Consider the following 24,781-nt stretch of genomic DNA (forward strand, 5'->3'; position numbering starts at 1 on the left):
CTTTTGTCGTTCATTATTTTACCAGACCTTTGTCAATCAAACTTTGCGCCGCGTCGCAGATGGTTTCTTCTGACGGCCGGGGCTGCCAGCCGAGAAGCTTTTTAGCCATTTCGTTGCTGTGCGTGTATTTACGGCCTAGCATCGGCGTCAGCGCACGCAGGTCATGACGGAAATGGCTCAGGAGTTTTAGGACGAAATTGGGGACTTCCTGGGTTTTGATTTTGCTGTTTTCGGGATAGGCTTTTTTCAGAATTTCTGCAACTTCCAGAAAGGTGAGGTCGTTGTTTTTGGCAATGAAGCGCTGTCCAACTGCGGCTGCCGGATTTTCAAAAGCCAAGATGTGCAGCGCGGCTGCGTCGCGGACGTCTGTGATTTCCAGCGAGATTTTCGGCGACGGACTGCCGTTCATCATCTGAGCAATTAGGCCGTTTGACGAAAGATGATTGGTTAAAACAGGGCCAAATACGGCGCCAGGCAAGATTGTTGTGAGCGCTAAGCCGTGTTTTTCTGCGAGTTCCCAGGCTTTTCGCTCGGCAAAAAGTTTCGACAGGCGATAGGCATTGAGCTCGGGATTTTTTTCGTCTGACCAGAAATCGTCAGTAATTTCACCAGCAGTGGCAGCCGGAGGTGTTGAAGCTGCTTGTGAAGAGGTCATAACAATGCGCTTAACACCTGCGTGTGCAGCAGCCAGAAGGACATTTTCGACACCTGAGACTGCTTCGTCTATGAGTACCGGGTCGTTCGGATTTTCGCCGCCGAGCGGGCTTGCCACGTGGAAAATCACGTCCTGCCCGCTAACTGCTTCTTTCCAGCCGTCTGCATGCGTCAAATCTGCACGAAAAACTTGAATCTGTGGAAAAAGTCCCAGTAACTCTTTCTCCGAACGGTCAGAGCGCACGGTGGCTGAAACGTTCGCGTCCTTTTCTAGCAGCTGAGAAATCAAATGCGTGGCGACAAACCCATTCCCACCCGTGACTAAAGCTTTCATAGTTAAAACTCCTGTCCTGGCCTATTTTTCAATATAATACTTAGATTTCGCCTCATCAATTTCTTCTGAGTCGATGTTACTGCCGTTTGACAGCTGCCCCACGGAGCCTTCCATGTGCTTTACACGCGATGAAATCTCTACATGGCGGCCGTGTACCATTGGACGGGCTTGCGGGTTGCCGAGGTAGCCGCAGGTACGTTTGACGACGTCACAGGTCTTGGGGTCGGCGTTGCCGCACTGCGGGCATTTGAAACCGCGCTCGGTTGGCGTGAAGTCGCCTTCGAAGCCGCACTTGTAGCAGTGGTCAATCGGCGCATTGGTGCCGAGGTAGCCGACACGGTCGTAGGCATAGTCCCAGACTGCTTCTAGAGCTTTCGGATTCTGCTGAATCATCGGGTATTCGCAGTAGTGGATAAAGCCGCCGTTGGCATAAACCGGATAGTCTTTTTCAAAATCGAGTTTCTCAAATGGCGTCGGGTTCTTGCGGATGTCATAGTGGAAGCTGTTGGTATAGTAATCTTTATCGGTGATATTCGGCACGGAGCCAAATTTTTCTTTGTCCATGCGGCAGAAACGGTCGGTCAGGCTTTCACTCGGTGTGCTGTAGACGCTGTAATGATAGCCGCTCTCCTCGCTCCAGGCGTCGCAGTCTTCGTGCATGCGCTTGACGATTTCGATGGTGAAATCTTTGGCTTCTTTGTTATGCTCCCAGGTCGGGCCGTAAAATGTCGTCGCGACTTCGTAGAGACCGATGTAGCCGAGGCTGATTGTGGCACGGCCGTTCTTGTAGAGGTCATCGACATTGCCGTCTGGGTCGAGTCGGCCGAGCGCGCCTTCCTGGAACATAATCGGCGCATTTCTCGGGCTGGCTTCTTTTACTCGCTCAATCCGGTAGGCCAGCGCGTCATGGGCAATGTCCATGCGCTCATTGAAAATCTGCCAGAATTTGTCTTTGTCGCCGGCCGCTTCAAGTGCGATACGGGGCAGATTGACGGTGACAACGCCGAGATTGTTGCGCCCAGCGGTGACTTCATTGCCGTTGGCATCTTTCCAGCTGTGCAGGAAGGAGCGGCAGCCCATGCTGGCCTTGAATGAACCGGTCAATTCAACGATTTTGTCGTAACTCAAAATATCCGGATACATGCGCTTTGTTGCACATTCGAGTGCCATTTGTTTAATATCGTAATTCGCTGTGCCGACTTCCAGATTCAGTCCGCGCTTCAACGTGAAAATCAGCTTGGGGAAGATGGCTGTGCGGTGCTCTGAGCCGAGTCCGCCGATACGCACTTTGAGAATGGCTTTCTGGATTTCACGCGCATACCAGTCTTCGCCGAGGCCGAAACCGACCGTCACAAAAGGCGTCTGGCCGTTTGACGTGAACAGGGTGTTGATTTCATACTCCAGTGACTGCATGGCGTCATAAATGTCTTTGGAAGTCTTGGCTTTGGCGTAAGCCTCACGCTTTTCAGAGGTGTCCACCCATTTTTCGGCGTCGCGCATGTGTTTCTGGTAGTTTAGTTTCGCATAGGGGGCCAGGACTTCGTCTGCGCGGTCGAAGGAACAGCCTCCGTACTGAGAGCTGGCAACGTTGGCGATGATTTGTGAAGCCTGGGCGGTCGCAGTCTGGATGGATTTCGGTGAGTCCACCTGGGCATTTCCCAGCTTGAAACCATTTTCAAACATGTTTTTAAAGTCAATCAGGCAGCAGTTCGACATGGTCGTAAATGGCGAGTAGTCGAGGTCGTGGAAGTGAATGTCGCCTTTCTGGTGGGCGTTTGCGACGTGCGGCGGCAGCATTTTCAGGCCGATGGCTTTGGCAACGGCTCCCGCCGTCAAATCGCGCTGGGTATTGAAAACGTTGCTGTCCTTGTTGGCATTCTCGTTGACAACGGTGGCGTCGCGGTTAATCAGCTTTCCGATGGTATAATTGATGTCCGTAGCTTTTGAGCGCTCCAAATCACGTGCGGTGCGGTAACTGATGTAGACTCTGGCCAAATCAGTCTCGCCGGATTCCAGGAGTTCTTGCTCGACAATCGACTGAATCTCATAAATCTTGACGTCCTCATGAAAGCGTGCAAAAATTTCATCGACGACTTTATCCGTGATTTTGGACACGGCGTCCTCTGAAGTTAACCCGACTTCGTCGGCTGCTTTCATCAGTGCATCGTAAATTTTCGTCGCATCGAATTTGACGCTGCGGCCGTCACGTTTGACGACCTGAATCTCAGGCCTGCTGATTATTGAAACTTTTTCTAAAACTTTCATGATTAACTCCATTTCTTAGATTGGCCACCTTCACCAATGTTACGTTGCAATAATTCTACCACAAGAGCCTGAAAAAATCTACCATATTTAGTGAGTTTTTGTGAATTTCACATATTTTAGCACTAAATATAGAAAAACTAGGTTTAAAGCCGCTGTAAGGCTCCAAGTTCAAATCTGTCATAAAAGACATTGGTATATGGTAATTCTAAAACTTATCACGGTTTAGAAAGTCGGATTGTCCAGTCCCTAGAATCAATGTGTATTTACTGAGTATAAGTATTTTACCACGCAGAAATCAGCCCATATTCACTCATCCAGATTTATTTGTTTTAGACGCAGTGTCTCGTAAAAAGTTAGATTGTGAATTGGACTTTTTGTTTATGAAAGTTTTTGATTGACTTTGAAGGAAATTGATGTATAATAAAACTGTAAGCGTTTCAGGAGGTAAGAAAAATTTTAGCCAACAGCAGAAAACAGATGATATTGGAAAAACTTCATCAGCAGCGGCGGGTGACTTTAGAAGAGCTTCAGGAAATCACAGACTCCTCTGTCTCAACGATTCGCCGTGACTTAAACGAATTAGAAGCCAAAAAACTTCTGCGCCGAATTCACGGCGGCGCTGAACTTCCGCAGGATTTAATGAGCGAACTGTCAATGATTGAAAAATCTTCCAAAAACGTTCAAGAGAAAAATGAAATCGCGCAGCTCGCAATGAAAAACATTGAGGAAGGAGACACTATCTACTTAGATGCCGGCACGACGACTGGGGCAATGATTCCCCTGCTGAAGCAGTCAACGCTGCATCTCACCATCGTGACGAATTCCGTCACACACGCGTCAAACCTGATTGCAGAGCATCTGAGCGTCTACATATTAGGCGGCTTGATAAAAAAGACAACTGATTCTGTCACAGGCGCCAGAACACTGACGCAACTCTCTAGTTACCGTTTCAATAGTGCTTTCCTAGGCGCCAATGCCTATAATCAGAACATTGGCGCTATGACGCCGGACAGTGAGGAGGCCGCTGTAAAAGCGCAGGCAATCCGCCAATCAGACGAAAGTTACATTCTGATTGACAGCAGCAAGCTTTCACAAACCAGTTTCTGCCGCTTTGCCGAACCAAGCGAGGCACAAATTTTGACAGAAAATGGCTGGCTGTCTAAGCCCGAACACGATTAAGAAAGGACAACTGACATGATTTACACAGTGACCCTAAGCCCCGCCCTGGATTACTTTATGACCTACGACCGCTTAGAGCCCGGTGCAGTGAACCGAACCCGCACCACCCGCCTGGCCCCCGGCGGAAAAGGCATCATGGAAAGTCGCATGCTGTCGACGATGGGCGTGGAAAACACAGCCCTCGGCTTTATCGGCGGCTTTTCAGGAAAATTTATCCGTGACGAACTGACCCGGGCAGGGATTAAAACCGCTTTCACCATGACGCTGACAGAAACAAGAATCAACGTCAAAGTGAAAACCGACAGCTCCGAAACCAGTCTAGACGCCGTGAGCCCGAACCTGACCGAAGACGATATCGAGAATTTCATCCAAAACTTCAACCACTTGAAGCCGGGCGACATCGTTGTCTTTGCAGGCACAGCCCCGGAGTCGCTCGGAGAGGACTTCTACGCCCGCCTAATCAGCATCGTCCGGCAAAAAGGCGCAGAATTCGCCATCGACATCGACGGCCAGAAACTGCTAGAGACGCTCCGCCAAAACCCCATCGTCATCAAACCGAACAAAGAAGAGCTCGAAGCCGTTTTTTCGGTCAAGTTTGCCAGTAAAGAGGACATCGTCCCCTACGGAAAGAAAATGCAGGAAATGGGTGCCCAGAATGTCATGGTATCAATGGCCGGCGAAGGCGCGCTCCTCTTCACAGCCGAAGACAGCGTCTACTTTGCTCCGCCCGTCAAAGGCATCATAAAAAATTCAGTCGGCGCCGGCGACGCCACCGTCGCAGGATTTATCGCAGAATGGGACAAATCAAAAAATCCGCTAGCCGCATTCAAACAAGGAGTAGCCTGCGGCACCGCCAAAGTCTTCTCAGAAGACATGCCGTCCACAAACTTCCTGCAAAAATGCTACCAGCAAATAAAAATAGAAAAAATTAAGCTGTGAAGCACGCCTGTTTTGAGGCGTGCTGAACTCAATTAAAATTTATTAAGGAGGTAATAATTTATGAAAATTAACGAATTACTGAAAAAAGAAGTCATGATTCTTGATTTGCAGGCTTCGACAAAAGAAGCCGCAATTGATGAAATGATTAACAAACTTGTCTCAGCAGGATTTGTCGACAACTTCGACAGTTTCAAGACAGACATTCTAAAACGCGAGACACAGACTTCAACCGGGCTAGGAGACGGCATCGCCATGCCACACGCAAAAGATTCAGCCGTCAAAGAGGCTGTCGTTCTTTTCGCAAAATCTGCCACAGGCGTGGATTATGACGCGCTTGACGGACAGCCTGTCCAGCTCTTCTTCATGATTGCAGCGCCAGAAGGCGCCAACGACACGCACCTTGAAGCCTTGGCAGGCCTGTCAAAATACCTGCTGCAGAACGGATTTAAAGAGAAACTGCTGAGCGCTCAAAGCCCAGACGAAGTCCAGGCCCTCTTCTCACAAAAAATCGAAGAAAGCGCTGCTCCCGTCAAGTCAGACAAATTCATCGTGGCCGTCACCGCCTGCACAACAGGCATTGCCCACACCTATATGGCCGAGGAAGCACTGAAAAAAGCCGCTGCAGAGCTGGGCGTCGCCATAAAAGTCGAAACAAACGGCGCCAAAGGCGTGGACAATAAACTGAGCGCCGCAGACATTTCCAAAGCAGACGGCGTCATCATTGCCGCAGATAAAAATATCGGAATGAACCGTTTCTCAGGAAAAGCACTGATTAACAAGCCCGTTTCAGAAGGCATCCGCAATCCTGAAGGACTGATTCAGACGATTCTGAACGGCGAAGCTGGGATTTATGAGGGCAGCGGCACTGAGGCAGCTCAGGAAGAAGAAACTACCGGCGGACTTGGCAAAGCCTTCTATAAGCACCTAATGGGCGGAGTTTCCGCCATGCTGCCCTTTGTTGTCGGCGGCGGAATCCTCATTGCACTGGCCTTCCTGATTGACCAGACAATGGGCGTCCCCCACAGCCAGCTGGCCAATCTCGGCGTTTATCATCCAATTGCAGCCTATTTCAAAAATGTCGGCGGCGCAGCTTTTGCCTTTATGCTGCCGGTTTTAGCAGGCTTCATTGCCAATTCAATTGCCGATAAACCCGGTCTAGTGGCTGGATTTGTGGCCGGCTCAATGGCGGCTTCAGGCCTTGCTTTCGGCAATTTAGACCCTGCCAAAATGATTCCCTCAGGCTTTCTGGGTGCACTGGTGGGCGGATTTATCGCCGGCGGCGTCATACTCCTGCTGCGTAAAATCTTCCAGAATCTGCCGCGCTCACTGGACGGTATTAAGGCAATTCTGATTTATCCCGTATTAGGCACATTCTTCACAGGCCTTTTGATGCTCTTCATCAATATTCCCATGGGCGCCATCAACGAAGGACTTTCAGGATTCCTGAACGGTCTGTCCGGCTCATCCGCACTGCTGCTCGGAATGGTAGCCGGAGGTATGATGGCCATTGACCTTGGCGGCCCAATCAATAAAGCTGCCTACATTTTTGCCACCGGAACACTGGCCGAAACTGTCACACACGGCGGTTCCGTCGTCATGGCTTCCGTCATGGCCGGAGGCATGGTTCCGCCACTTGCCACTACAATTGCCGTACTTTTGTTCAAAAACAAGTTCAGCAAAGAAGAGCGCAACTCAGGAATCACCAATATTGTCATGGGATTTTCATTCATCACCGAAGGCTCAATCCCCTTCGCCGCAGCAGACCCGGCCCGCGCAATCCCAAGTTTCATGATTGGCGCCGCAGTCTCAGGCGCATTGACAGGCCTGGCCAATATCAAGCTGCTGGCCCCTCACGGTGGTATCTTCGTGCTGGCGCTGACGAATAATCCTCTGCTTTACCTGCTTATCATCGTTATCGGGGCCTTAGTCAGCGGTGTGCTGTTCGGCGCTCTAAAAAGAAACAAAGCCTGACAATCTAATCAAAATATAACAATAAAAAATCCGAATGAATTGACTATTCGGATTTTTTAATCTCATCACTCAAAAGCCTGCGCTGCCGCCACAGCCTTCTTCCAGCCCTTATACAGCGCCTCACGCCGCACTTCAGTCATCTGAACCTGGAAAACTTTACCTGCTTCATACGAAGCCTTGAGCTCATTCAAATCTTTCCAGAAACCAACGGCTAGACCAGCCAAGAAAGCTGCCCCGAGGGCGGTTGTTTCCAAGTCGCTCGCTCTCTGCACCGGAATATTCAATATATCCGCCTGAAACTGCATAAGATAGTCATTATTCGCCGCGCCGCCGTCGACCTTGAGCACAGGAATATCAATGCCCGTGTCCTCCTGCATCGTGTTAACCACATCACGGACTTGGTAGGCAATACTTTGCAAAGTCGCTTTAATCAAGTCTTCCCTGGTCGTTCCGCGGGTTAGGCCGAAAATGGCTCCGCGGGCATTTTGGTCCCAGTAGGGAGCACCAAGCCCTACAAAAGCAGGGACCACATAAACCTCATCCTGACTGCCAGAATGAGCGGCCGCTGCCTCAGAATCACTGGCCTTTTGTATCAGCTTCAAACCGTCGCGCAGCCACTGGATAGACGAGCCAGCCACAAAAATGCTGCCTTCCAGCGCATAATGGACCTTCCCGTTGATACCATAACCAATCGTCGTCAGCAGATTATTTTTTGACATTTGAGGCTTTTCGCCCGTATTCATCACAATAAATGAGCCTGTGCCATAAGTATTTTTAATCATCCCCGGCTCAAAGGCCATCTGGCCGAACAAAGCCGCCTGCTGGTCACCAGCCATGCCAGAGATAGGCACTTCGCAGCCGAAAAAGTGATAACTCTTAGTCACGCCGTAAATCTCAGAATTCGACACAACTTTCGGCAAAATAGCCTCAGGAATGTTCAGAAGTTCCAGGATTTCCTTGTCCCAGCTCAGCTCACGAATGTTATAAAGCATGGTACGGCTGGCATTTGAGTAATCCGTTACGTGGACTGCGCCTGCCGTCAATTTCCAGAGCAGCCAGCTGTCGATGGTGCCGAAGAGCAGTTCACCCCTTTCTGCACGCGCCTGCGCGCCTTCGACATGGTCCAGTATCCAGCGGATTTTTGTCGCTGAAAAATAAGAATCAATGATAAGCCCAGTCTTCTCGTGAATCATCTCACCATAACCGGATTTTTTCAGACTATCCGCAATATCTGCCGACTGGCGGGACTGCCAGACCACCGCATGATAAATCGGATGCCCCGTCGACTTTTCCCAGATAATCGTCGTCTCGCGCTGATTCGTAATCCCGATTCCTGCGATTTGATTCGGCTTAATGTCCGACTCAATGAAAGCATCGGCAATGACAGACTGGACAGAATTCCAGATTTCATCCGCATCGTGCTCCACCCAGCCGTCTTCCGGAAAATACTGCGGAAATTCTTTTTGTGAACTTCCGACATGACGGCCCTGTTTGTCGAAAATAATCGCGCGGGAGCTGGTTGTCCCCTGGTCAATGGCCATGATATATTCTGCTGTATTCATAATGACTTAACTCCTTTAGCTACATCTTATCATCAAATTGAGCAAAAAGCACTCATTAGCAGAAAATAATTTCTGCATTAATATTGACTAATCTAAAAGAGAGTGTTATCATATTAGTGAAAACTGATTTGAAAGGAAGATATCATGAATCAGGCACAAAAACGATTGAAGCTCATTCACGGGCTGTCAAATGAAATCAGGCTGGATGTTCTCGAGGCGTTGAAGACTGGGGAAAAATCTGTCACTGACTTATTGTCCATCCTAGAGGGCTGCTGCACACAGTCAAACCTTTCCCAGCATCTCGCTTGTTTAAAGGAATGCGGCCTCATCACGAGCTGTCAATCGGGAAAGTTTGTTTATTATTCTTTATCCAACGAACCGCTGCTGCACCTTCTTGATGTGATTGATGAAACTATTCTTTCCATGGAATGGTCGCAAGCCGAGGATGTCGAGTGTGTTTCGCATGTTAATTAATTATTTAGAAAGAGTATAAAAATGCTGAAATTATTTACGAAGAAAAAAGAAGTTTGTCACGATGACTGCTGCCAAACTCATACAAAAAGTTGCAACTGTCCAGAATGTGCGGGGGCTGATGCTCAGCAAGCGCATGATGACGACTGCTGTGAAGATGATGATGATGATGGCGGCGAACCCGCCGGCTCCTACACCTACACCGTAAGCGGAATGGACTGCGGTTCCTGTGCTCAGACAATTCAAAAAGGCGTTCTCGCGCTTCCCGGCGTCGGCAATGTCCAAGTAAACTTTTCTACTGGAAAGATGATTGCCACTGCGGATTCGGACAAAATCGCCAGGCATGATATTCTGAAAAAGGTCAAGCAGCTCGGCTACTCTGCAGCGCTTGACGGCATGCCGGCTTCAAACGAAGCGACGCAGCAGTATTTTTCTCAGACAAAACTCGTGACACTGTCAACTATTTTGTTCATAATCGGCCTTGGATTCGAGTTTTTATTTCGACAAAATCTTTCAGCCAATATTTTCTTTGCCCTAACAATGGCAATCGCTGGCGTAAAGACTTTCCGCAGTGCCTGGTATGGCTTGAGAGCACGGTCTCTGGACATGTATGTTCTGATGACTGCAGCTTCTCTTGGAGCAGCAGCAATAGGCGACTGGCTTGAGGGCGCAACGATTTTGTACTTATTCTTCATCGGTGTCCATCTTCAGGCCAAAGCTGTAGACAAAACACGTCAAAGTGTCAAAGTGCTGATGCAGCTCACGCCGAAAACTGCCAGTGTCAAAGCCGCTGATGGCAAGTGGCTTGAGCAGGAAATTGAACAAATCACCGTCGGAAGTACAGTTTTAGTCAGAGCCGGAGAAAAGATTCCGCTTGACGGCAGAGTTTCCAGAGGGCTGACAGAAGTCAATCAAGCCGCAATTACCGGAGAATCCGTCTCTGTCCTGAAGCAGAGCGGAGACGAAGTTTTTGCCGGAAGTCTGAATGAGACAGGAACGATTGAAATGTCTGTCACAAAGCTTTCTAGCGAGTCTACCATGTCAAAGATAATCAAAATGGTAGAGAAAGCCCAGGAAGACAAGGCGCCGAGTGAGGCTTTCATTGACAAATTTGCGCGTATTTATACGCCGGTTGTCTTTGCAGCGGCGCTCTTGATGATGATTGTGCCGGTGCTGTTTTTGGGCACTGACTGGCATTTGTCCATTTTCAAAGGGCTGGAATTGCTGATTGTGGCTTGTCCCTGTGCTCTGGTCATTTCTACGCCTGTTTCTATCGTTTCCGCCATTGGAAATGCGGCCAAAAACGGCGTGTTAATCAAGGGCGGGAGCTTTATTGAAAAGGCTGCGAAGGTGTCCGCTGTCGCATTTGATAAGACAGGCACCATTACGTGCGGAATACCCATTGTAACTGAGTTTATCGCGTTGAACGGCGATGAATCCGGAGCTCTTGCTATTGCCGCTAGTCTGGAGAAAAATTCAACTCACCCGATTGCCAGAGCTATCGTTGACTATGCCAAAAACTCTAACACTGAGTTTTTAGACATCGGCGAAGAAAAAAATATTCCGGGAAAAGGTGTTATTGGTAAGCTTTCTGGGGAGGACTATGCTGTAGGCTCTGCTCTGCTATTTTCCCTAAATAACGACCTGCTGATGCTGAAAAAGGAAAAAGAGGCACTGGGAAATACTGTTATTTTTGTTGGTAAAGAAGGTCGGCCGTTCGGCGTTTTGCTGGTTCAAGACACCATTCGAGAGACAACTGCCCAGACGATGTCGCAGCTCGAAAATGCCGGAATCAGCAAGCTTGTGATGCTGACTGGCGATAATCAGATTGTCGCTCAAAATATCGCTCAGTCTGCCGGCTTAACCGAAGTCGCAGCGGAGCTGATGCCTGAAGACAAAGCCGAAAAAATCAAAGCACTGCAGAAAAATTACCGTGTGGCAATGGTTGGTGACGGCATCAATGATGCCCCGGCGCTTGCGACAAGCGATTTAGGCATCGCGATGGGCGGCGCAGGAACGGATACGGCCATGGAAACTGCCGATGTCGTCCTGATGTCGGACAATCTGCACAAGCTGGGCTTCTTCTTTAATCTGAGCAAGCAGACGGTGCGAGTTATCAAGCAGAATGTCAGTCTTTCTCTCGTTGTCAAGCTGCTGGTGCTGGTCTTCATTTTCGGCGGGACAATGCCGATTTGGCTGGCTGTCATGAGCGACACGGGAATGGCAATTCTGGTCACGCTGAATGCGCTGCGTTTGCTGGTGATGAAAGACAGAGTCAAATAAAGGCCATTCTGTTCCGTAAAAACCGTGTAGGGCGCAACCTAAGCTTAGGTTGCGCCCTACACGGTTTTTACGGAACTTCACTAGATAAAAATTTGCTTAGCAGGATATATTATTCTTGATATTTCTTTAGTTGCCTTTTCAACAATTTCGGATATGAAGCAAAGACTAAAATCATCAAAGCTGCGATGATAATCGCTCCAAAAAATCCCCAAAGAACATTGTGAGTTAAGCTTAAAAACGCAAACAGAGCTAACAGAAAAAACAGGAGGACGATAATCGCTTCTAAAAATTTAATCATTGGGTTACTAGTCAAAATTGGCACATTAGGCACCTTTTCAGCTGCTTCAAAGATTTCAACTCTTAGTGCAGGGAAGTCCGACTTGAGTGTCTCCTTCAACGCGGGAAACTTCTCATCAATATAAACCTGATTATCTGATAAATCTGCTCCAACTAGACGCTTTTCCAAATTCCCTAAACTGATGAACTCCGGATTGTCCAGTTTGTCTACCGCAGCCTGAAAGTAGGGGTTATTTGAGCCGAATTGTACCGCTCCTCCCCAGACGACATCAACTGCTCCTGTTACAAAATAAGTTTTCATTTTATGTTCTCCTCTCGCTTCCATTCCACATACTCCATATAGATTTTACATTGTCATCTGTTAGTGTTTCCATAATTTGCTTTGCCATTGACAGATTACCAATCATCATGTTAAGCTCTGTCCTAGAAAACATGATTTTAACTCTGTATTTTCCTCAATACAGAGCTTTCTATCAATAAGTTTTCTTTCGCTGCTTTGTCCGAAATATCATTCAACAAAAGTGAAGCACTTTTATAATTATGAAAATCAAACATATATTTTACAACTAGTGATTCTATCAAATCCTGCTTTTGCTGGCTAACTTCTTCTGCCTCCTTATTATCAATTGCGCTTAAATCCGCTAAGAGGTCTTCAAACAATAATTTCTTTTCTTTCTCATTTTTCAAGTATTTCGCATAATGGTGAATAAACAAAATAAATGTGCTCATTGGAAACTTTTTCAGTGCCACATGCGATTCTGCTATTGCCAAGTCCAGTTCATTCCTTGCTATTCTTATAAGCAAATATTTCCCTAAAATCATATGTAAAAACTCGCCTTCTCGCAAGTTGGAAAGTGTAAACTTTTTATTTACATCAACTAATATCCCTCTTTTCAGCAAATCAAAATATTGATTTAACTCCTCTACAGGAGCTGTAACATCGGGGTTCGTCAAGTTTGCTATCCAGCGAGGATTGTTCGGCTCTTTTTCAAGCAATTCGAGCGTGAGAGTTTTATAAATTTCTTTTTTGTCAAATTTGCTCATCTCTTCATCAAGGAGTCCTTTATTTGTTAAAGAAAATTCCAAATGAATGAATTCGACTTCGCCATCTGCTTCAACTCCTTCATGAACTGTACCATAATATCTTGTACGGTCCTTTCTTCTAATGATTCTTTCTATGAATGAAAAAGAACGATATTGAGTTGCCCACTGTTTAATCTGTAAGCAAACAGGAAAATCTGGAATCAAAATGTCTATTAATGTCAGAGCACATCTTAATTCTTCAAAACTTTCTCCTGGATTGATAACTTCGTCTGAATCTACAAAGAACAACCACTTATTTTTATTCAGGTCAATGATATGATTTCTCATCTCTGAAAAATTTCCTGTCCAAGGAATCTCGTAGAAGCCCAATTTACTAGACTGATAAGCCTTTATTTTTTCTACAGTATCATCTGTTGAACCAGTATCCACAACAATGAGGTTATCACAAAAATTCAAAGCGCTTGCTAAGGTATTTTCTATCTTATCTTCCTGATTCTTCACCATTATCCCAATAGATATTAGAGTTGACGAATAGTTTTCTTTGAATTGGGTTGACAAATTTGAAAGATAATCTTTTTTGGCCACTTCAAAAAAAGAGGGGCGGAATCTTTTCTCCCCTAAATCCAAAAGTTTTGCTCCATTTTTCATTCTCTCAAACTCAGTCACATCATCGTTTAGAAAACTACTCTCGTTTACTGAGCTTAAAAGTTTTGTTAACCAATTTTCATATCCCATGTTTTTACCCCTATTTTTTCAGAACATCAGGTTCCTTGTAAAGCTCAATACGTGCTTTAGGATACTTTATTTTGAGGGAGTTCTCCCAAGGCTTGGAAAACTTAGAAAGGATGATTTCCGTATCCGCCCCATCTCCATCAGACAGAATATTGTAGAGTTCATTAACTCTTACAAATTCCGCATCCTTTACATGCTCTTTTGCACGCTTGAAATAGTCCCCAGAGTACAAAGCATGAATAACCAGACTTGCTTGCAAACCTAATCTTTCATTATCTGTCACAAAATATTTTTTCATTTTTATCCACCCTTTATCTGTAAAAACGTCAAAAACTGATACACCCCCATTAATAATGTATGTGTATCAGTTAAAGCGATTAGTTTCCGAAAGCAGCAATAAGCACCTGATTAACAAAACCTGCTACAGTTCCAACCATATACATTGATGCATCATAGCCACTTGAAAAATAAATTCCACCATTCACATTTTGTAATTCTTCATCCGTCATATCAACAAATCCTGCATCTAGAAATTGTTCATGAAGTTCATTCAAGTTTATTGTTTGTTTAGCCATCTTTGACCTTCTTTCTGGAGAAATTTCTCCAAATAGTTTTAGCAATCTTCGCGAAAGGTTGTCGAATGTTATCTATAGATTTTACAACTCTGTCTCCAACAAAACTTACTCTATCGGAGACTTATAAGCCTTATGAATTCATTATACAATTTGAAATTTTCTATGTCAACAGATTTTTCTTAAATTTACTCTATATTTTAGAGGGTTCATCATCAATCAATTCCTCGATTGTGATAGAAAAGACCTTGCTTAACATTTGAAGACAATGCATATCAGGTTCTGTCCGCTCGTGTTCCCAGTTTGCGACTGCTTTATCTGATACAAACAATCGGTCTGCAAGTTGTTTCTGCGTAAGCTCAAGTTTTATTCTTTCATCGTGAATTTTCTTTCCATAGCTTCCGCCTTCAATTTCACACAACTCTTCTTCACTGAGCGCAGTAAATTTATCAAAATCAAATTCATTCATCGTTTTTTCCTCCAGTTTTCTACTTAAGTTGTCAATTTTAATCATTTCCCATCACTTTGTCTTTATAGTAATTAAAGTAAGTTTTCTTCCCTGTGATAATCGTGAGTTTCCCCTGCAGGCCATACCGGACTTTTTCAAGGTCGGTTTTCTTGAGCGTGATGACAGCTTCAAGTCCGTAGTAACTTCCTGTCTTATCTTTGGTGGCCGCACTGTCAATCTTAGTGACTTTTCCTGTCAGAATCACGGGTTTAGGAAGATTCTGCTGAACTTGAAAACGCATTTTTTGTCCGGTGCTGACGGCTGAGATTTGGCTAGCCGGAATATAGGCGGTGATTTTTACTTGACTATTTTCATTAAAGGCTGGGTAAATTTCGGCGATTTCAGTTCCTACGGGAATCTTTTTCACACCTAAGATATTTGGAAGCACATGCAGAATGCCTGCGCTGGACGTCTTGAGTGTTCCATCTTGGCTCGTCTGAGACAAAAGTTTGAGTTTTGTCTGTAAATCGGTGATATTGGTGTCCAAAACTGTCATTTCCTGACTCGCTTTAAGCTGTGCCTCGGATTTGAGGGAACTGAGCTGACCGTTCAAGCTCGTGTCATAATTATTACTGTTAGTCAAGCCTGCTGACTGAGTGTTCAGACTGTCCAACTGGGCTTGAAGCGTGTCAATTTGTCCTTGCAGGTTTGAAATCAATTGCGATTGGAGTGAACTAGCCTGACTCTTTAGTGAAGATATTTGACCCTGAGTGGCATCAAACTGAGCTTTGTAGGGATTTGAAGAAGAAATTGAAGTGCTTGAAGAAGCATTTTTTACTTCTGTATAATCTTTTATCTGCTGTTTGAGCGTGTTAACCTGCCGGTTGAGCTTGCTTTTTGCAGTTGTATCTTCAGACTGCAGTTGCAAAATCTGTGTATTGAGTGTGTCAATCTGACTTTGAACTTGGTCAATACTCCCTTGAATGGTTGCTGTAAATTGGGCCTGTAGTGTTTGAATCTGGCTCTGGTTATCTGCTAATTGGCTCTGATAGTCGGTATACTGTGAATAATAAGGATTAGAAGAATCAGGCGTTTTACCTGAGCTGACCGCACTTTTCAGGGCTTTCAGGTCAGAAATCTTCTGATTCATTTGTTTGGTCTGTTCTTGAATAGATGAACGAGTATTCTGATTACTCGTGTTTTGGTCAGTCAGCGTCTGATTGGACTTGTTAATGTTTGATGTGAGAACAGAGCATTGAGACAGATAATCTTCAAATGTCTGATAATAGCCATAGCTGTCTTCGACTGGAAACTGATTTGAACCCGTGTTTAGACTATTCTGCAAGAAAGTCAACTGGGATTTCTGGTCTTGGGCTTTCTCAAGCTGTGCCTGATAATCTGCCTGCTGTGTTGCGTCTGAGGCAATATCATAACGTAATAGAATTTGCCCGTCTTTTACAGTTTTACCTTCTTTCAACACGTTTTCCAGAATCTTGCCCGAATTCGTCGACTGAATGCGTTGAATGATTTTTGTCGGCTCAATCGTCGCCGCTGATTTTACTGTGAGTTCTTTCTTTGCAAAAAAGGCAAAAATCAGCAGAAAGATAAAAATTCCTAGAATTGGGAAAATAATCAGGGTCGCAAAATTCTCTGTCCGGCGATGATAAAACTCGCCGCTTTCAAGTTTCTTTGCCTCAAACATGATAAAGACCTGCGTAAAAACCGCCAGCCGCAAGTAAGTCGCTGTGGCTGCCTTTCTCTATAATCTTTCCCTGGTCAATGACCACGACTTCGTCCGCGCGCTCGGCGACAGAAAGCCGGTGGGCAATGAAAATAACCGTTTTATCCAGCTGATAAAGTGCATTTAGAATCTTTTTTTCTGTCAAAACATCCAGACTGCTGGTGGCTTCGTCTAGAATCAGGATTTTCGCGGGTGTCAATAGAGCTCGTGCCAGCGCAATTCGCTGCTTCTGGCCACCTGAAATAGAGGTTGCATCGGCAGAGAGCTGTGTCTGAAAGCCAAGTTCCATGTGCTCAATATCGGTGCGAATTTCAGCCAGGTCACAGGCCTGCATGACTTCTTCCTGTGACACGCCGTCCCGTGCGCCGAGCATGAGATTCTCCAGCACAGAGCCAGTGAAAATATAAGGCTGCTGGGGAAGATAGTTAATCAGTGTACGCAAATGATGCTTGTTAAAGCCTTGAATGTCTCTGCCGCCTAATGTGACTTTCCCTGAAGTCGGTTCAAAAAAATTCACGAGTAACTTGACTAAAGTCGTTTTTCCAGAGCCTGACATTCCTACAATCGTCAGTTTTTCGTTTTCTGGTATTTCCAGGCTAATATCCGTAAGTGTGTCTCGACCGAAACCGTAACTATAGGAGACACCGTCAAACTTCACAGTCAAACCAGCAAAAGCCTGTTCGGAGCTGTCCTTTGAGAACTCACTTTCAACCAGATAAACTTCATTTAGACGGTTATTGGCGACCCGGGCTTGCTGGAGTGTGGTCTGAAGATTAATAATATTGGTCAGCGGATTCGTGAAATAGGTTAGCAAGGCATTAAAGGTAATCAGCTGACCAAGGCTGATGGACTGCTTCATCACCAGTTGAGCACCAATCCAGAGTACACACACGTTTAAGACAAGCTGCAGTCCTGTTTTCAAAGAAGTTTGGATTGCCTGATTCTTCTGAAGTTTGAAGGACTTTTCAAGGTAGTCTACAAACTCCCGGTCAATCTTTTCATAGCGGGTCTCTTCACTCGCCAGTGCTTTGATAGTTTCAATCCCGTTAATATCTTCAATGATTGAGGAATTCAAAATCGATGCCGATTGCATCGTGTCATAGTTTTGCTTTTCGAATATTTTGACAAAAACTAAAATAATAACAATATACAATGGAATTGACGCCAGAATTAACAAAAAGAGCCTAACATTCTGCAAGACAAGGACAGTTCCTGTAAGCAAAAGAACGGTCACATCCAGAAAAAGAGACATCACTGTCGAAGCAAGCGCATTCAAGATGGAATTCGCATCTGAAAAACGGCTCGTAATTTCTCCCGTCCGTCGTGTCGCAAAGAAAGACATCGGCAACTCAAAAATGTGCCGAATATAAGACAGAATCACTTCAATACCTAGACGTTGTCCTAGAACATTTAACAAAAAAGTCTGGGCAAAGGACAGAACCTGCTGGATGATGTAGGTGATAATCAGAGCGACAGACACCAGTGCCAGTGTATTCATCAGCCCTTCCGGGATGTAAGTGTCAATCATGCTCTGGAGGTAAAACGAAGCCAGGATATTAATGAAAGTGACCAGAAATGAGGCTACCACGATATTGGCAATCAAGCGCTTCTGACGCAGCAACACTGGAACGAAGCTAAGGAGAGAGTTCGGTTTTTCTTTCTCAGGTTTATATTCCGGTTTCGGAGCGAGAAAAAGCGCAATACCTGTCCATTCCGTAGCAAAACGCTCTTTTGAAATTCTTGTGAATTTTACAGACGGGTCTGGGTCAGCAATTGAAATCATATTCCCACTGCAGCCCAACACCACATAATAATGTGGATATTTCTGCTCCTTAATAACATTTGCAATAAAAGGATATGGAACATTTTTCATGTCAAAAAGCTGTATGTCCGCACGAATCGACCTTACTCCAAATTTTAATTCTTGCGCCGCTTTGACAATCCCGAGAGCGGATGTACCTTCCATGGTTGTGCCTGCAAGCAAACGCAAGCTTGCCAGTGACTTGTCCGTTCCATAGTATTTTAAAATCATAGCTAAAGCCGCACAACCACAGTCTCTGGCATCTACTTGAGGTTTGTAATAGTTCTTCTTGAATTTCATAAACACGACTTCCTACAATAATTTATTTCTACTAGCAAAATCACTTTTCGACATGAGAATTATATCATTTTTTAATAATGAAGTCAATAAATTTTCTAATATATTTTATATCTATTGTCTAATAATTCAAGTTAACAAAAAAAAACTTACGCTAAATATGTCAACTAAAGTCTATAATTTTAGCCACAAATTGCATAAGTTGCATTTAAGATATTTACACATTACGTCTTTTATTTTATAAATTTTTATTAAACATTAAACCACTTTTTGTGTAATTATTTATACTTTTTTATTAATCTAATAAATCATGCAAGCACACGCGCAAAAGCCGCCGTACTCCAAACCGTTGCAACTGCACCAAAAAGCATAATAACAACACCGATAATCAACCTTATTAACAAGTTCCCGTCATAAGGGGGAATAAATGGGATTGCAAAGCCTAACAAAACCACCAGCGACATAAAAGTCCGCCCCACGTAGTTCCGTCAGAAGAAAATAAAAATCGTGACAGAAAGTAAAATCCCCAACAGAAACGGTAGCATCAGCCAAAAGTCCTGCATCTGAATCTGATTTCCCGTAATCCGCATGACACCTCTTGGCAGGACCTCGGTGTCCACCCAGCTCGAATATTCTAAATTAGTGTTGTAGCGAATCCAGTCAATCTAGTAAAATTTAAAGTGAAAGAAAATGTAAATCAGTGTATAAGCCAGTGTCATCAGTGAATACCAAAGCAAACCGAAACGAAGCAGTTTTTTTAATTTCGCAAGTTCACTCATAGAAAATCCCACCCAAATTCAGTAAAATATGTAACACAATCGGAAGCTTGATGTCCTTACTATACCATCGCAGAGCAGAGAAGACAAGCCCCGAGAGAACAGCAAAAATCAAGAACAAATCAAAACCGAAAGACATAAAGCAAAGCGCTGGATAAACTAAACTTGAGCATGAAATATACAACCAAGCTTTCTTAGGGGTAAAAATTTTCAAGAATAATTCACGGAAAATCAATTCTTCCAGAATTGGAGTGAACAAGAAATTCTCTATGATAAAATATGGCCGCCAAACAGAATCATCGTAAGAACCAGTTTTATTTGTGAACCGCACGCTGCACGGCCTTAACAATCTCAACAATAACAATAATCGAGACGCTAGCGCCAAGCACCATCACCCACTGATAAGTATCCAGATGACTCACGTGGAAAAGCTGATTGAAGCCCGGAACAACGATTGTCACCGCGAGGAGCAGGAAGCTGACCGGCAATGCCCAGTTGAAGGTACGATTGCGGAAAATTCCGACTTTGAAGATGGACTGGTGGACGGATTTGACATTAACAGCGTGGAAGAGCTGAATCAGACCAAGTGTCGCAAAGGCCATGGTGAGTGCATCTGCGTGTTCCAGCGCAGAAATCAGCGCCGTATGGTCAAGTTTCCCGATGCCCTCACCGATATGATGAAGGAGCTCGCGCGCCTGCGCAACTGTTGTGTTCGCCGTTGTATGAGCCGGGAACTGAAGTGCAAGACCGTAAACTCCCAGTACAAGCGCCGCCTGCAGGATTCCCTGATAGATAATCGAGCTGAGGACACCGCCTGAGAAGAAGCTGGCTTTCTTGCCGCGAGGCTTCTGGTTCATAATCCCAGGCTCAGCCGGTTCAACGCCCAGCGCAATCGCCGGAAGTGTGTCTGTGACCAGATTTATCCAGAGCAGATGAACCGGCAGCAGGGTCGACCAGCCGAACAGCGTCGAGATAAAGACCGTCAGCACTTCAGCCGTATTGGCCGAAAGCAGGTACTGAATCGAACGCTGAATATTGGCAAAAACCTTACGTCCCTCACGCACAGCCGTGATAATCGTGGCAAAGTTATCGTCCGCCAGAATCATATCCGACGCGCCCTTGGAAACTTCCGTTCCCGTAATGCCCATGCCGATACCGATGTCGGCCGTCTTAAGCGCAGGCGCGTCATTAACACCGTCACCCGTCATAGCCACGACCTTGTCTTCCTTCTGCCAGGCCTTGACAATCCGCACCTTGTGCTCAGGCGAAACACGCGCATAAACGCTGTACTGCTCGACCTGGCCCTGGAATTCCTCGTCGCTCATTGCATTGAGCTCGGCCCCGGTCAGGACATGGTCCATATTGTCTTCTTCAATGATGCCAAGGCGTTTCGCGATTGCCTCGGCCGTATCCTGATGGTCACCGGTAATCATAATCGGGCGAATGCCGGCGGACTTGGCTGTCGCGACCGCAGCAGCCGCTTCCGGACGCTCAGGGTCAATCATACCGACAAGACCAGCGAAGATTAAGTTTTCTTCCAGCTGTGCCAAATCAGACGGTATCTCAGTTATTTCTTTGTAGGCCATCATCAGTACACGGAGTGCTTGAGTAGCTAGAGATTTATTCGTGTCGAGAACGAGTTCCCGGTCGGATTCTGTAAATTCAGTGATTTCTCCTGCGATGTTTTTCCGTGTCAAACGTTTCAGCAGCTGGTCTGGCGCACCTTTTACCGCTACAAAGAACTTCCCGTCATTTTCTTTGTGAACTGTTGACATGAGCTTGCGCTCAGAGTCAAAAGGCAGCTCTGCCACGCGCGGGTATTTTTTCAACTCTTCAGTCAGGTCAAATAATTTATCCTGACCGTACTTGACCAGCGCCGTTTCGGTCGGATCACCGAGCAAGTCTCCGTTTTCAGTAATTTTCGTGTCATTGGCGAAATTCATGATGCGCAGCGTCAGGTCATCGCTCGAAATATTGTCCGCTGCGTCCTGCATTTGGGCATTCGTAAAGACTTTTTCGACGGTCATCTGATTCATCGTCAGCGTACCGGTCTTATCGGAGCAGATGACATCGGTCGAGCCTAGTGTCTCAACAGCCGGAAGCTTGCGGATAATCGCATTCTGTTTGGCCAGGACCTGTGTTGACAGGGACAGGACGATTGTGACAATCGCAGGCAGGCCTTCAGGAATTGCCGCGACGGCCAGAGCGACGGAGGTCATCAAGCCTTCAATTAAGCCGTTCGGCGTGATGGTGTCCAGACGGAAAGTGTGCACAATGAAAGTGACAAGGGCGATTCCCAGAATCATCCAGGTCAGGAAGCCTGACAGCTTATTCAAGTTGCGTTTGAGCGGCGTTTCTGTCTCATCTGCGGACTCAATCATTTTAGCGATTTTTCCGACTTCTGTGGACATGCCTGTCGCTGTGACGACGCCATTGGCGCGGCCGTAGGTCACGTTTGAATTCTGGTAAGCGGAGTTAAGGCGGTCGCCGATGCCCGCGTCCTCTGGGATTTCAGCCTTGGCGTCTTTTTCAACCGGCACAGACTCGCCCGTCAAAGCAGATTCTTCAATTTTCAGGCTGGCAGATTCGAGCAGGCGAATATCGGCTGGAACGACGTCACCGGCTTCAAGCAGGACAATATCGCCCGGCACCAGGTCTTTGGAGTCGATTTCCAGCGCATGACCATCTCGCAGCACGCGCGCCGCCGGAGAAGACATATTCTTCAGCGCTTCAATCGCTGCCTCTGCACGTCCCTCCTGATAAACGCCGAACACAGCATTAATCAAAACCACGGCAAGAATGATAATCGCATCCGAAATATCCTCACCGCCACTGGTAATCACAGAGAGTACCGCAGCAATCAGCAGGATAATAATCATCAAGTCCTTGAACTGCTCAAGGAACTTCATGAAGAGGGTTTTCTTTTTGGCAGCTGTTAACTCATTGCGGCCGTATTCAGCCAGGCGCTTGGCTGCTTCTGCTTGGGACAAGCCTTTTTCTGATGATTTTACTTCTTCAAGAACTTGTTCTTTGGGTTGTGAATAAAAATTCTGCATAATTCTCCTTAAAAAGTGCAACTTATTTACCAGGTATAAAAAGAGACCTGCGGCAATGCCACAAGTCTCGCAATTAAGGTTAACCGAGCTTGCGCTGTATTGACGGCTAATCCAGGCAGAGTATTTTCTGCCTTGCTACTCCCTTGAGTCTTAAATAGTATAGCAGATTTTCGTCAAAAATCAAGCGTCTTGGCAGGGAAATTTCGGAATTTTTATTCTAATTCTCATTTTTTGCCCTGACAAATGATTATTCGGTTGCCAGCGCTTCGATGGTATTGAGATGAGCAGCGCGTACTGCAGGAGCAAGGCTTGAAAGCATCGCGATGACGACGGCAACAATCACAATTGAAATCACATGGCCACCCGTGATGACGACAAGGTTTCCGCCGACAAGGCTGTGCAGGCCTGAATTAATTGCTGCCTGGCCGATAAAGGCAAGCACAATGGCAAGTATTGCTGCTGACAATCCGAGAATTAAGCTCTCTGAGGTGAACAAGCGTGAAATATCTTTTCTGCGTCCGCCCATGGCACGGATAATCCCGATTTCTTTGGTCCGCTCAGCCACAGACATGTATGTGGTGACAACAATCATAAAGATTGAGACCACCAGCGAAATACCTGCGACTGCGGCTAGTACAGTCGTGACGATTCCTGTGATATTGTTGACCGTTGTGAGAATCGTGCCGACGTCTTGTGTGGCAAAAACTCTTTTACCGTCTGTCTTTACTTTTTGAATGTCTTTCACGACTTGCCGGACATTTTGAGGTTTATCAGCCAGAATAAATGCATTAGAGGTTTGCAGCGTTGCATTGTTTTCCTGGAAGATTTTCTTCAGGGTTGAGGTGGAAATGTACTGACCGCCAGGGCCGACTGAAAAGGTTGAACTGTCCATTACTCCTGAGACTTTGAAAGTTCTGGTAATCAGCTGTGCATCCGGTGCCGAACTTAGTGCAAATTGAAGTGAAATCTCTTTTCCAATCATTGATTTCCATTTTTTGTTCTCATAAGCCTTTGAATCAAGAGCTTTAAACAGTGCTTCATCAATGACAATCTCGTCATCTTTCGGCGCTTTTCCTGCACGAAGAGATGAGCTTGGATACGCTTTTGTCCAATTAGAAAGCAGCTCAGCATTTATATTCTGGTCTGTGACAGTTGCTTTCCCTCCTGTGGTGTAGATGAGGTCTACAGACTTGACATGGTCAATGTTTTTGAGTGTACGAGCCTGACCATCATTGAAATAAGCCGGCGTCGGCGACTGCATCGCATTTGAATAGGCTTCGTCATTGTTTTTTGCCTGATTATCTGCCCCTCGAAGAGTCGCACCAATCAGATTCGGATTGGCGACATTTGTAATCATCTTATTCATGTACTGGGTGCCGCCATTGCCGAGGCCCAGGAAGAAAATGACTGAGAAAAGGCCGATTGCTGTTCCGATTGCGATTAGAAGGTTAATCTTCCAGGCGTTGGTAAAATGTTTAAAAGAAGTACGGAAAATATCGCCGAAGGAAAGAGCCTTGGCTGCAACTCTTGTTGGTTCGCCTTCGAGCGGATAGGCCGGTTTAATCCGCTCGTCACCCGTGATAACACCGTCAGCCAGATGAATAATCCGTGTGCCGTAATTAGCCACTTCCTGTGAATGGGTGACAACGATGACGGTTTTACCTGACTGGGCGATTTTGCGCAAAATCGTCAGAACTTCTGCCGTATTTTGCGAATCCAGCGCTCCTGTCGGCTCATCCGCCAGAATAATTTCAGGGTCAGAAGCTAGTGCACGCGCAATTGCCACACGCTGTTTCTGACCGCCGGAAAGCTGACTAGGCTTTTTCTTACGATGCTCGTAAAGTCCGACCTGTTTTGTTAATTCAAGCGCTCTTTGATGACGTTCTTTTTCGGAAAGACGTGTCATTTTCAAAGACATCAGTATATTGTCAAGAACGGAGAGGTAACTGACCAGATTGAATGACTGAAAAATAAAGCCGATGGTTTCACGCCGGTAGGCATCCATGTCCTTTTCTTTCCTGGACTTTTGAGCAACGCCGTCAACGAGGACGTCGCCCTGGTATTCACGGTCCAGTCCGCCGATGATGTTCATCAAAGTGGATTTTCCGCCGCCGGATTCTCCTAGTAACGAGACGAAATCGCCTCGCTCAACGCTTAAGTTAATGCCTTTAAGGACTGGAAACTCTTCCTTACCTAGAAAATAGGATTTTCGGATGTTTTTTAGTTCTAGTATTGTCATAGCAATCACTTTCTAATATTTTTTAGCACTTCTTTATGATAACTGAAAAATAGTGAAAAAATGCAAGACTTAAGGCTGAATTTTCAGTGATATTTTCAAGCTCTTTCATTAATTTATCTT

The 24,781-nt window shown here is 45.7% G+C and carries 19 protein-coding genes; 5 read left to right on the forward strand and 14 right to left on the reverse strand.

The window, feature by feature from the left end; genetic code table 11:
- Positions 1-13: 13 nt before the first annotated feature.
- Both ACYQ2E_RS06000 and nrdD read right to left on the reverse strand, forming a co-directional pair.
- Entirely contained in the window at positions 14-988 is a 975-nt protein-coding gene (locus ACYQ2E_RS06000) for an NAD-dependent epimerase/dehydratase family protein (RefSeq protein WP_460017165.1), read from the reverse strand.
- 21 nt (positions 989-1,009) lie between these two features.
- Positions 1,010-3,253, reverse strand: coding sequence for an anaerobic ribonucleoside-triphosphate reductase (gene nrdD, locus ACYQ2E_RS06005; protein ID WP_460017166.1), 2,244 nt, complete (start codon positions 3,251-3,253; stop codon positions 1,010-1,012).
- 477 nt (positions 3,254-3,730) lie between these two features.
- Between nrdD and ACYQ2E_RS06010 the strand changes: the two genes are divergently transcribed.
- Genes ACYQ2E_RS06010 through ACYQ2E_RS06020 form a run of 3 tightly spaced genes read left to right on the forward strand, consistent with a single transcriptional unit; the run spans position 3,731 to position 7,342 of the window.
- Positions 3,731-4,432, forward strand: coding sequence for a DeoR/GlpR family DNA-binding transcription regulator (locus ACYQ2E_RS06010; RefSeq protein ID WP_460017167.1), 702 nt, complete (start codon positions 3,731-3,733; stop codon positions 4,430-4,432).
- A 15-nt stretch (positions 4,433-4,447) separates the two neighbouring features.
- Complete coding sequence (gene pfkB, locus ACYQ2E_RS06015; protein WP_460017168.1) at positions 4,448-5,371, forward strand: 1-phosphofructokinase; 924 nt, start codon at positions 4,448-4,450, stop codon at positions 5,369-5,371.
- A gap of 60 nt (positions 5,372-5,431) precedes the next feature.
- Complete coding sequence (locus ACYQ2E_RS06020) at positions 5,432-7,342, forward strand: PTS fructose transporter subunit IIABC (protein ID WP_460017169.1); 1,911 nt, start codon at positions 5,432-5,434, stop codon at positions 7,340-7,342.
- A 65-nt stretch (positions 7,343-7,407) separates the two neighbouring features.
- Here the strand turns inward: ACYQ2E_RS06020 and glpK are convergent, their stop codons facing one another.
- Positions 7,408-8,904, reverse strand: coding sequence for a glycerol kinase GlpK (gene glpK, locus ACYQ2E_RS06025; protein WP_460017170.1), 1,497 nt, complete (start codon positions 8,902-8,904; stop codon positions 7,408-7,410).
- A gap of 144 nt (positions 8,905-9,048) precedes the next feature.
- On the opposite strand from glpK, the gene ACYQ2E_RS06030 reads away from it, so the two are divergent.
- Both ACYQ2E_RS06030 and ACYQ2E_RS06035 read left to right on the forward strand, forming a co-directional pair.
- Positions 9,049-9,378, forward strand: coding sequence for an ArsR/SmtB family transcription factor (locus tag ACYQ2E_RS06030; RefSeq protein ID WP_460017171.1), 330 nt, complete (start codon positions 9,049-9,051; stop codon positions 9,376-9,378).
- Positions 9,379-9,399: 21 nt separating this feature from the next.
- Positions 9,400-11,658 (forward strand): heavy metal translocating P-type ATPase, encoded by a 2,259-nt coding sequence (locus ACYQ2E_RS06035; protein ID WP_460017172.1) that lies wholly within the window; start codon positions 9,400-9,402, stop codon positions 11,656-11,658.
- 109 nt (positions 11,659-11,767) lie between these two features.
- Here the strand turns inward: ACYQ2E_RS06035 and ACYQ2E_RS06040 are convergent, their stop codons facing one another.
- The 11 genes from ACYQ2E_RS06040 to ACYQ2E_RS06090 all read right to left on the reverse strand — a co-directional run bounded on the left by ACYQ2E_RS06040 (position 11,768) and on the right by ACYQ2E_RS06090 (position 24,661).
- Positions 11,768-12,256: a hypothetical protein gene (locus ACYQ2E_RS06040; RefSeq protein ID WP_460017173.1), complete on the reverse strand. Its 489-nt coding sequence runs from the start codon at positions 12,254-12,256 to the stop codon at positions 11,768-11,770.
- A 137-nt stretch (positions 12,257-12,393) separates the two neighbouring features.
- Positions 12,394-13,734, reverse strand: coding sequence for a glycosyltransferase (locus tag ACYQ2E_RS06045; protein ID WP_460017174.1), 1,341 nt, complete (start codon positions 13,732-13,734; stop codon positions 12,394-12,396).
- A 10-nt stretch (positions 13,735-13,744) separates the two neighbouring features.
- Positions 13,745-14,029, reverse strand: coding sequence for a hypothetical protein (locus ACYQ2E_RS06050; RefSeq protein WP_460017175.1), 285 nt, complete (start codon positions 14,027-14,029; stop codon positions 13,745-13,747).
- Between the two features lie 79 nt (positions 14,030-14,108).
- Positions 14,109-14,306, reverse strand: a complete 198-nt coding sequence (locus ACYQ2E_RS06055) for a hypothetical protein (RefSeq protein ID WP_460017176.1) — start codon at positions 14,304-14,306, stop codon at positions 14,109-14,111.
- A 190-nt stretch (positions 14,307-14,496) separates the two neighbouring features.
- Positions 14,497-14,772: a helix-turn-helix domain-containing protein gene (locus tag ACYQ2E_RS06060; protein ID WP_460017177.1), complete on the reverse strand. Its 276-nt coding sequence runs from the start codon at positions 14,770-14,772 to the stop codon at positions 14,497-14,499.
- A gap of 37 nt (positions 14,773-14,809) precedes the next feature.
- Positions 14,810-16,453: a bacteriocin secretion accessory protein gene (locus ACYQ2E_RS06065; protein WP_460017178.1), complete on the reverse strand. Its 1,644-nt coding sequence runs from the start codon at positions 16,451-16,453 to the stop codon at positions 14,810-14,812.
- Positions 16,446-18,593 carry a peptide cleavage/export ABC transporter gene (locus tag ACYQ2E_RS06070; RefSeq protein ID WP_460017179.1) on the reverse strand — a complete coding sequence of 716 codons (2,148 nt, stop codon included), beginning with the start codon at positions 18,591-18,593 and terminating at the stop codon, positions 16,446-16,448. The genes ACYQ2E_RS06065 and ACYQ2E_RS06070 overlap by 8 nt, the downstream gene beginning before the upstream one ends.
- Positions 18,594-18,898: 305 nt before the next feature.
- Entirely contained in the window at positions 18,899-19,054 is a 156-nt protein-coding gene (locus tag ACYQ2E_RS06075) for a hypothetical protein (protein ID WP_460017180.1), read from the reverse strand.
- Positions 19,055-19,361: 307 nt separating this feature from the next.
- On the reverse strand, positions 19,362-19,697 hold the full coding sequence (locus tag ACYQ2E_RS06080) for a CPBP family intramembrane glutamic endopeptidase (RefSeq protein ID WP_460017181.1): 336 nt from the start codon (positions 19,695-19,697) through the stop codon (positions 19,362-19,364).
- Positions 19,681-22,422, reverse strand: coding sequence for a cation-translocating P-type ATPase (locus tag ACYQ2E_RS06085; protein ID WP_460017182.1), 2,742 nt, complete (start codon positions 22,420-22,422; stop codon positions 19,681-19,683). The genes ACYQ2E_RS06080 and ACYQ2E_RS06085 overlap by 17 nt, the downstream gene beginning before the upstream one ends.
- Before the next feature lie 247 nt (positions 22,423-22,669).
- On the reverse strand, positions 22,670-24,661 hold the full coding sequence (locus tag ACYQ2E_RS06090; RefSeq protein ID WP_460017183.1) for an ABC transporter ATP-binding protein/permease: 1,992 nt from the start codon (positions 24,659-24,661) through the stop codon (positions 22,670-22,672).
- Positions 24,662-24,781: the final 120 nt, after the last annotated feature.

Source organism: Lactovum odontotermitis (assembly GCF_054658595.1).

What these genes read in the sequence shown, in the direction of transcription:
- ACYQ2E_RS06040 (WP_460017173.1), bottom strand. Translation starts at nt 12,256, where the DNA reads ATGAAAACTTATTTTGTAACAGGAGCAGTTGATGTCGTCTGGGGAGGA.
- pfkB (WP_460017168.1), top strand. Translation starts at nt 4,448, where the DNA reads ATGATTTACACAGTGACCCTAAGCCCCGCCCTGGATTACTTTATGACC.
- ACYQ2E_RS06090 (WP_460017183.1), bottom strand. Translation starts at nt 24,661, where the DNA reads ATGACAATACTAGAACTAAAAAACATCCGAAAATCCTATTTTCTAGGT.
- ACYQ2E_RS06050 (WP_460017175.1), bottom strand. Translation starts at nt 14,029, where the DNA reads ATGAAAAAATATTTTGTGACAGATAATGAAAGATTAGGTTTGCAAGCA.
- ACYQ2E_RS06055 (WP_460017176.1), bottom strand. Translation starts at nt 14,306, where the DNA reads ATGGCTAAACAAACAATAAACTTGAATGAACTTCATGAACAATTTCTA.
- ACYQ2E_RS06010 (WP_460017167.1), top strand. Translation starts at nt 3,731, where the DNA reads ATGATATTGGAAAAACTTCATCAGCAGCGGCGGGTGACTTTAGAAGAG.
- ACYQ2E_RS06020 (WP_460017169.1), top strand. Translation starts at nt 5,432, where the DNA reads ATGAAAATTAACGAATTACTGAAAAAAGAAGTCATGATTCTTGATTTG.
- ACYQ2E_RS06075 (WP_460017180.1), bottom strand. Translation starts at nt 19,054, where the DNA reads ATGTCGCTGGTGGTTTTGTTAGGCTTTGCAATCCCATTTATTCCCCCT.
- ACYQ2E_RS06065 (WP_460017178.1), bottom strand. Translation starts at nt 16,453, where the DNA reads ATGTTTGAGGCAAAGAAACTTGAAAGCGGCGAGTTTTATCATCGCCGG.
- ACYQ2E_RS06070 (WP_460017179.1), bottom strand. Translation starts at nt 18,593, where the DNA reads ATGAAATTCAAGAAGAACTATTACAAACCTCAAGTAGATGCCAGAGAC.
- ACYQ2E_RS06035 (WP_460017172.1), top strand. Translation starts at nt 9,400, where the DNA reads ATGCTGAAATTATTTACGAAGAAAAAAGAAGTTTGTCACGATGACTGC.
- ACYQ2E_RS06045 (WP_460017174.1), bottom strand. Translation starts at nt 13,734, where the DNA reads ATGGGATATGAAAATTGGTTAACAAAACTTTTAAGCTCAGTAAACGAG.
- nrdD (WP_460017166.1), bottom strand. Translation starts at nt 3,253, where the DNA reads ATGAAAGTTTTAGAAAAAGTTTCAATAATCAGCAGGCCTGAGATTCAG.
- ACYQ2E_RS06030 (WP_460017171.1), top strand. Translation starts at nt 9,049, where the DNA reads ATGAATCAGGCACAAAAACGATTGAAGCTCATTCACGGGCTGTCAAAT.
- ACYQ2E_RS06000 (WP_460017165.1), bottom strand. Translation starts at nt 988, where the DNA reads ATGAAAGCTTTAGTCACGGGTGGGAATGGGTTTGTCGCCACGCATTTG.
- ACYQ2E_RS06085 (WP_460017182.1), bottom strand. Translation starts at nt 22,422, where the DNA reads ATGCAGAATTTTTATTCACAACCCAAAGAACAAGTTCTTGAAGAAGTA.
- glpK (WP_460017170.1), bottom strand. Translation starts at nt 8,904, where the DNA reads ATGAATACAGCAGAATATATCATGGCCATTGACCAGGGGACAACCAGC.
- ACYQ2E_RS06060 (WP_460017177.1), bottom strand. Translation starts at nt 14,772, where the DNA reads ATGAATGAATTTGATTTTGATAAATTTACTGCGCTCAGTGAAGAAGAG.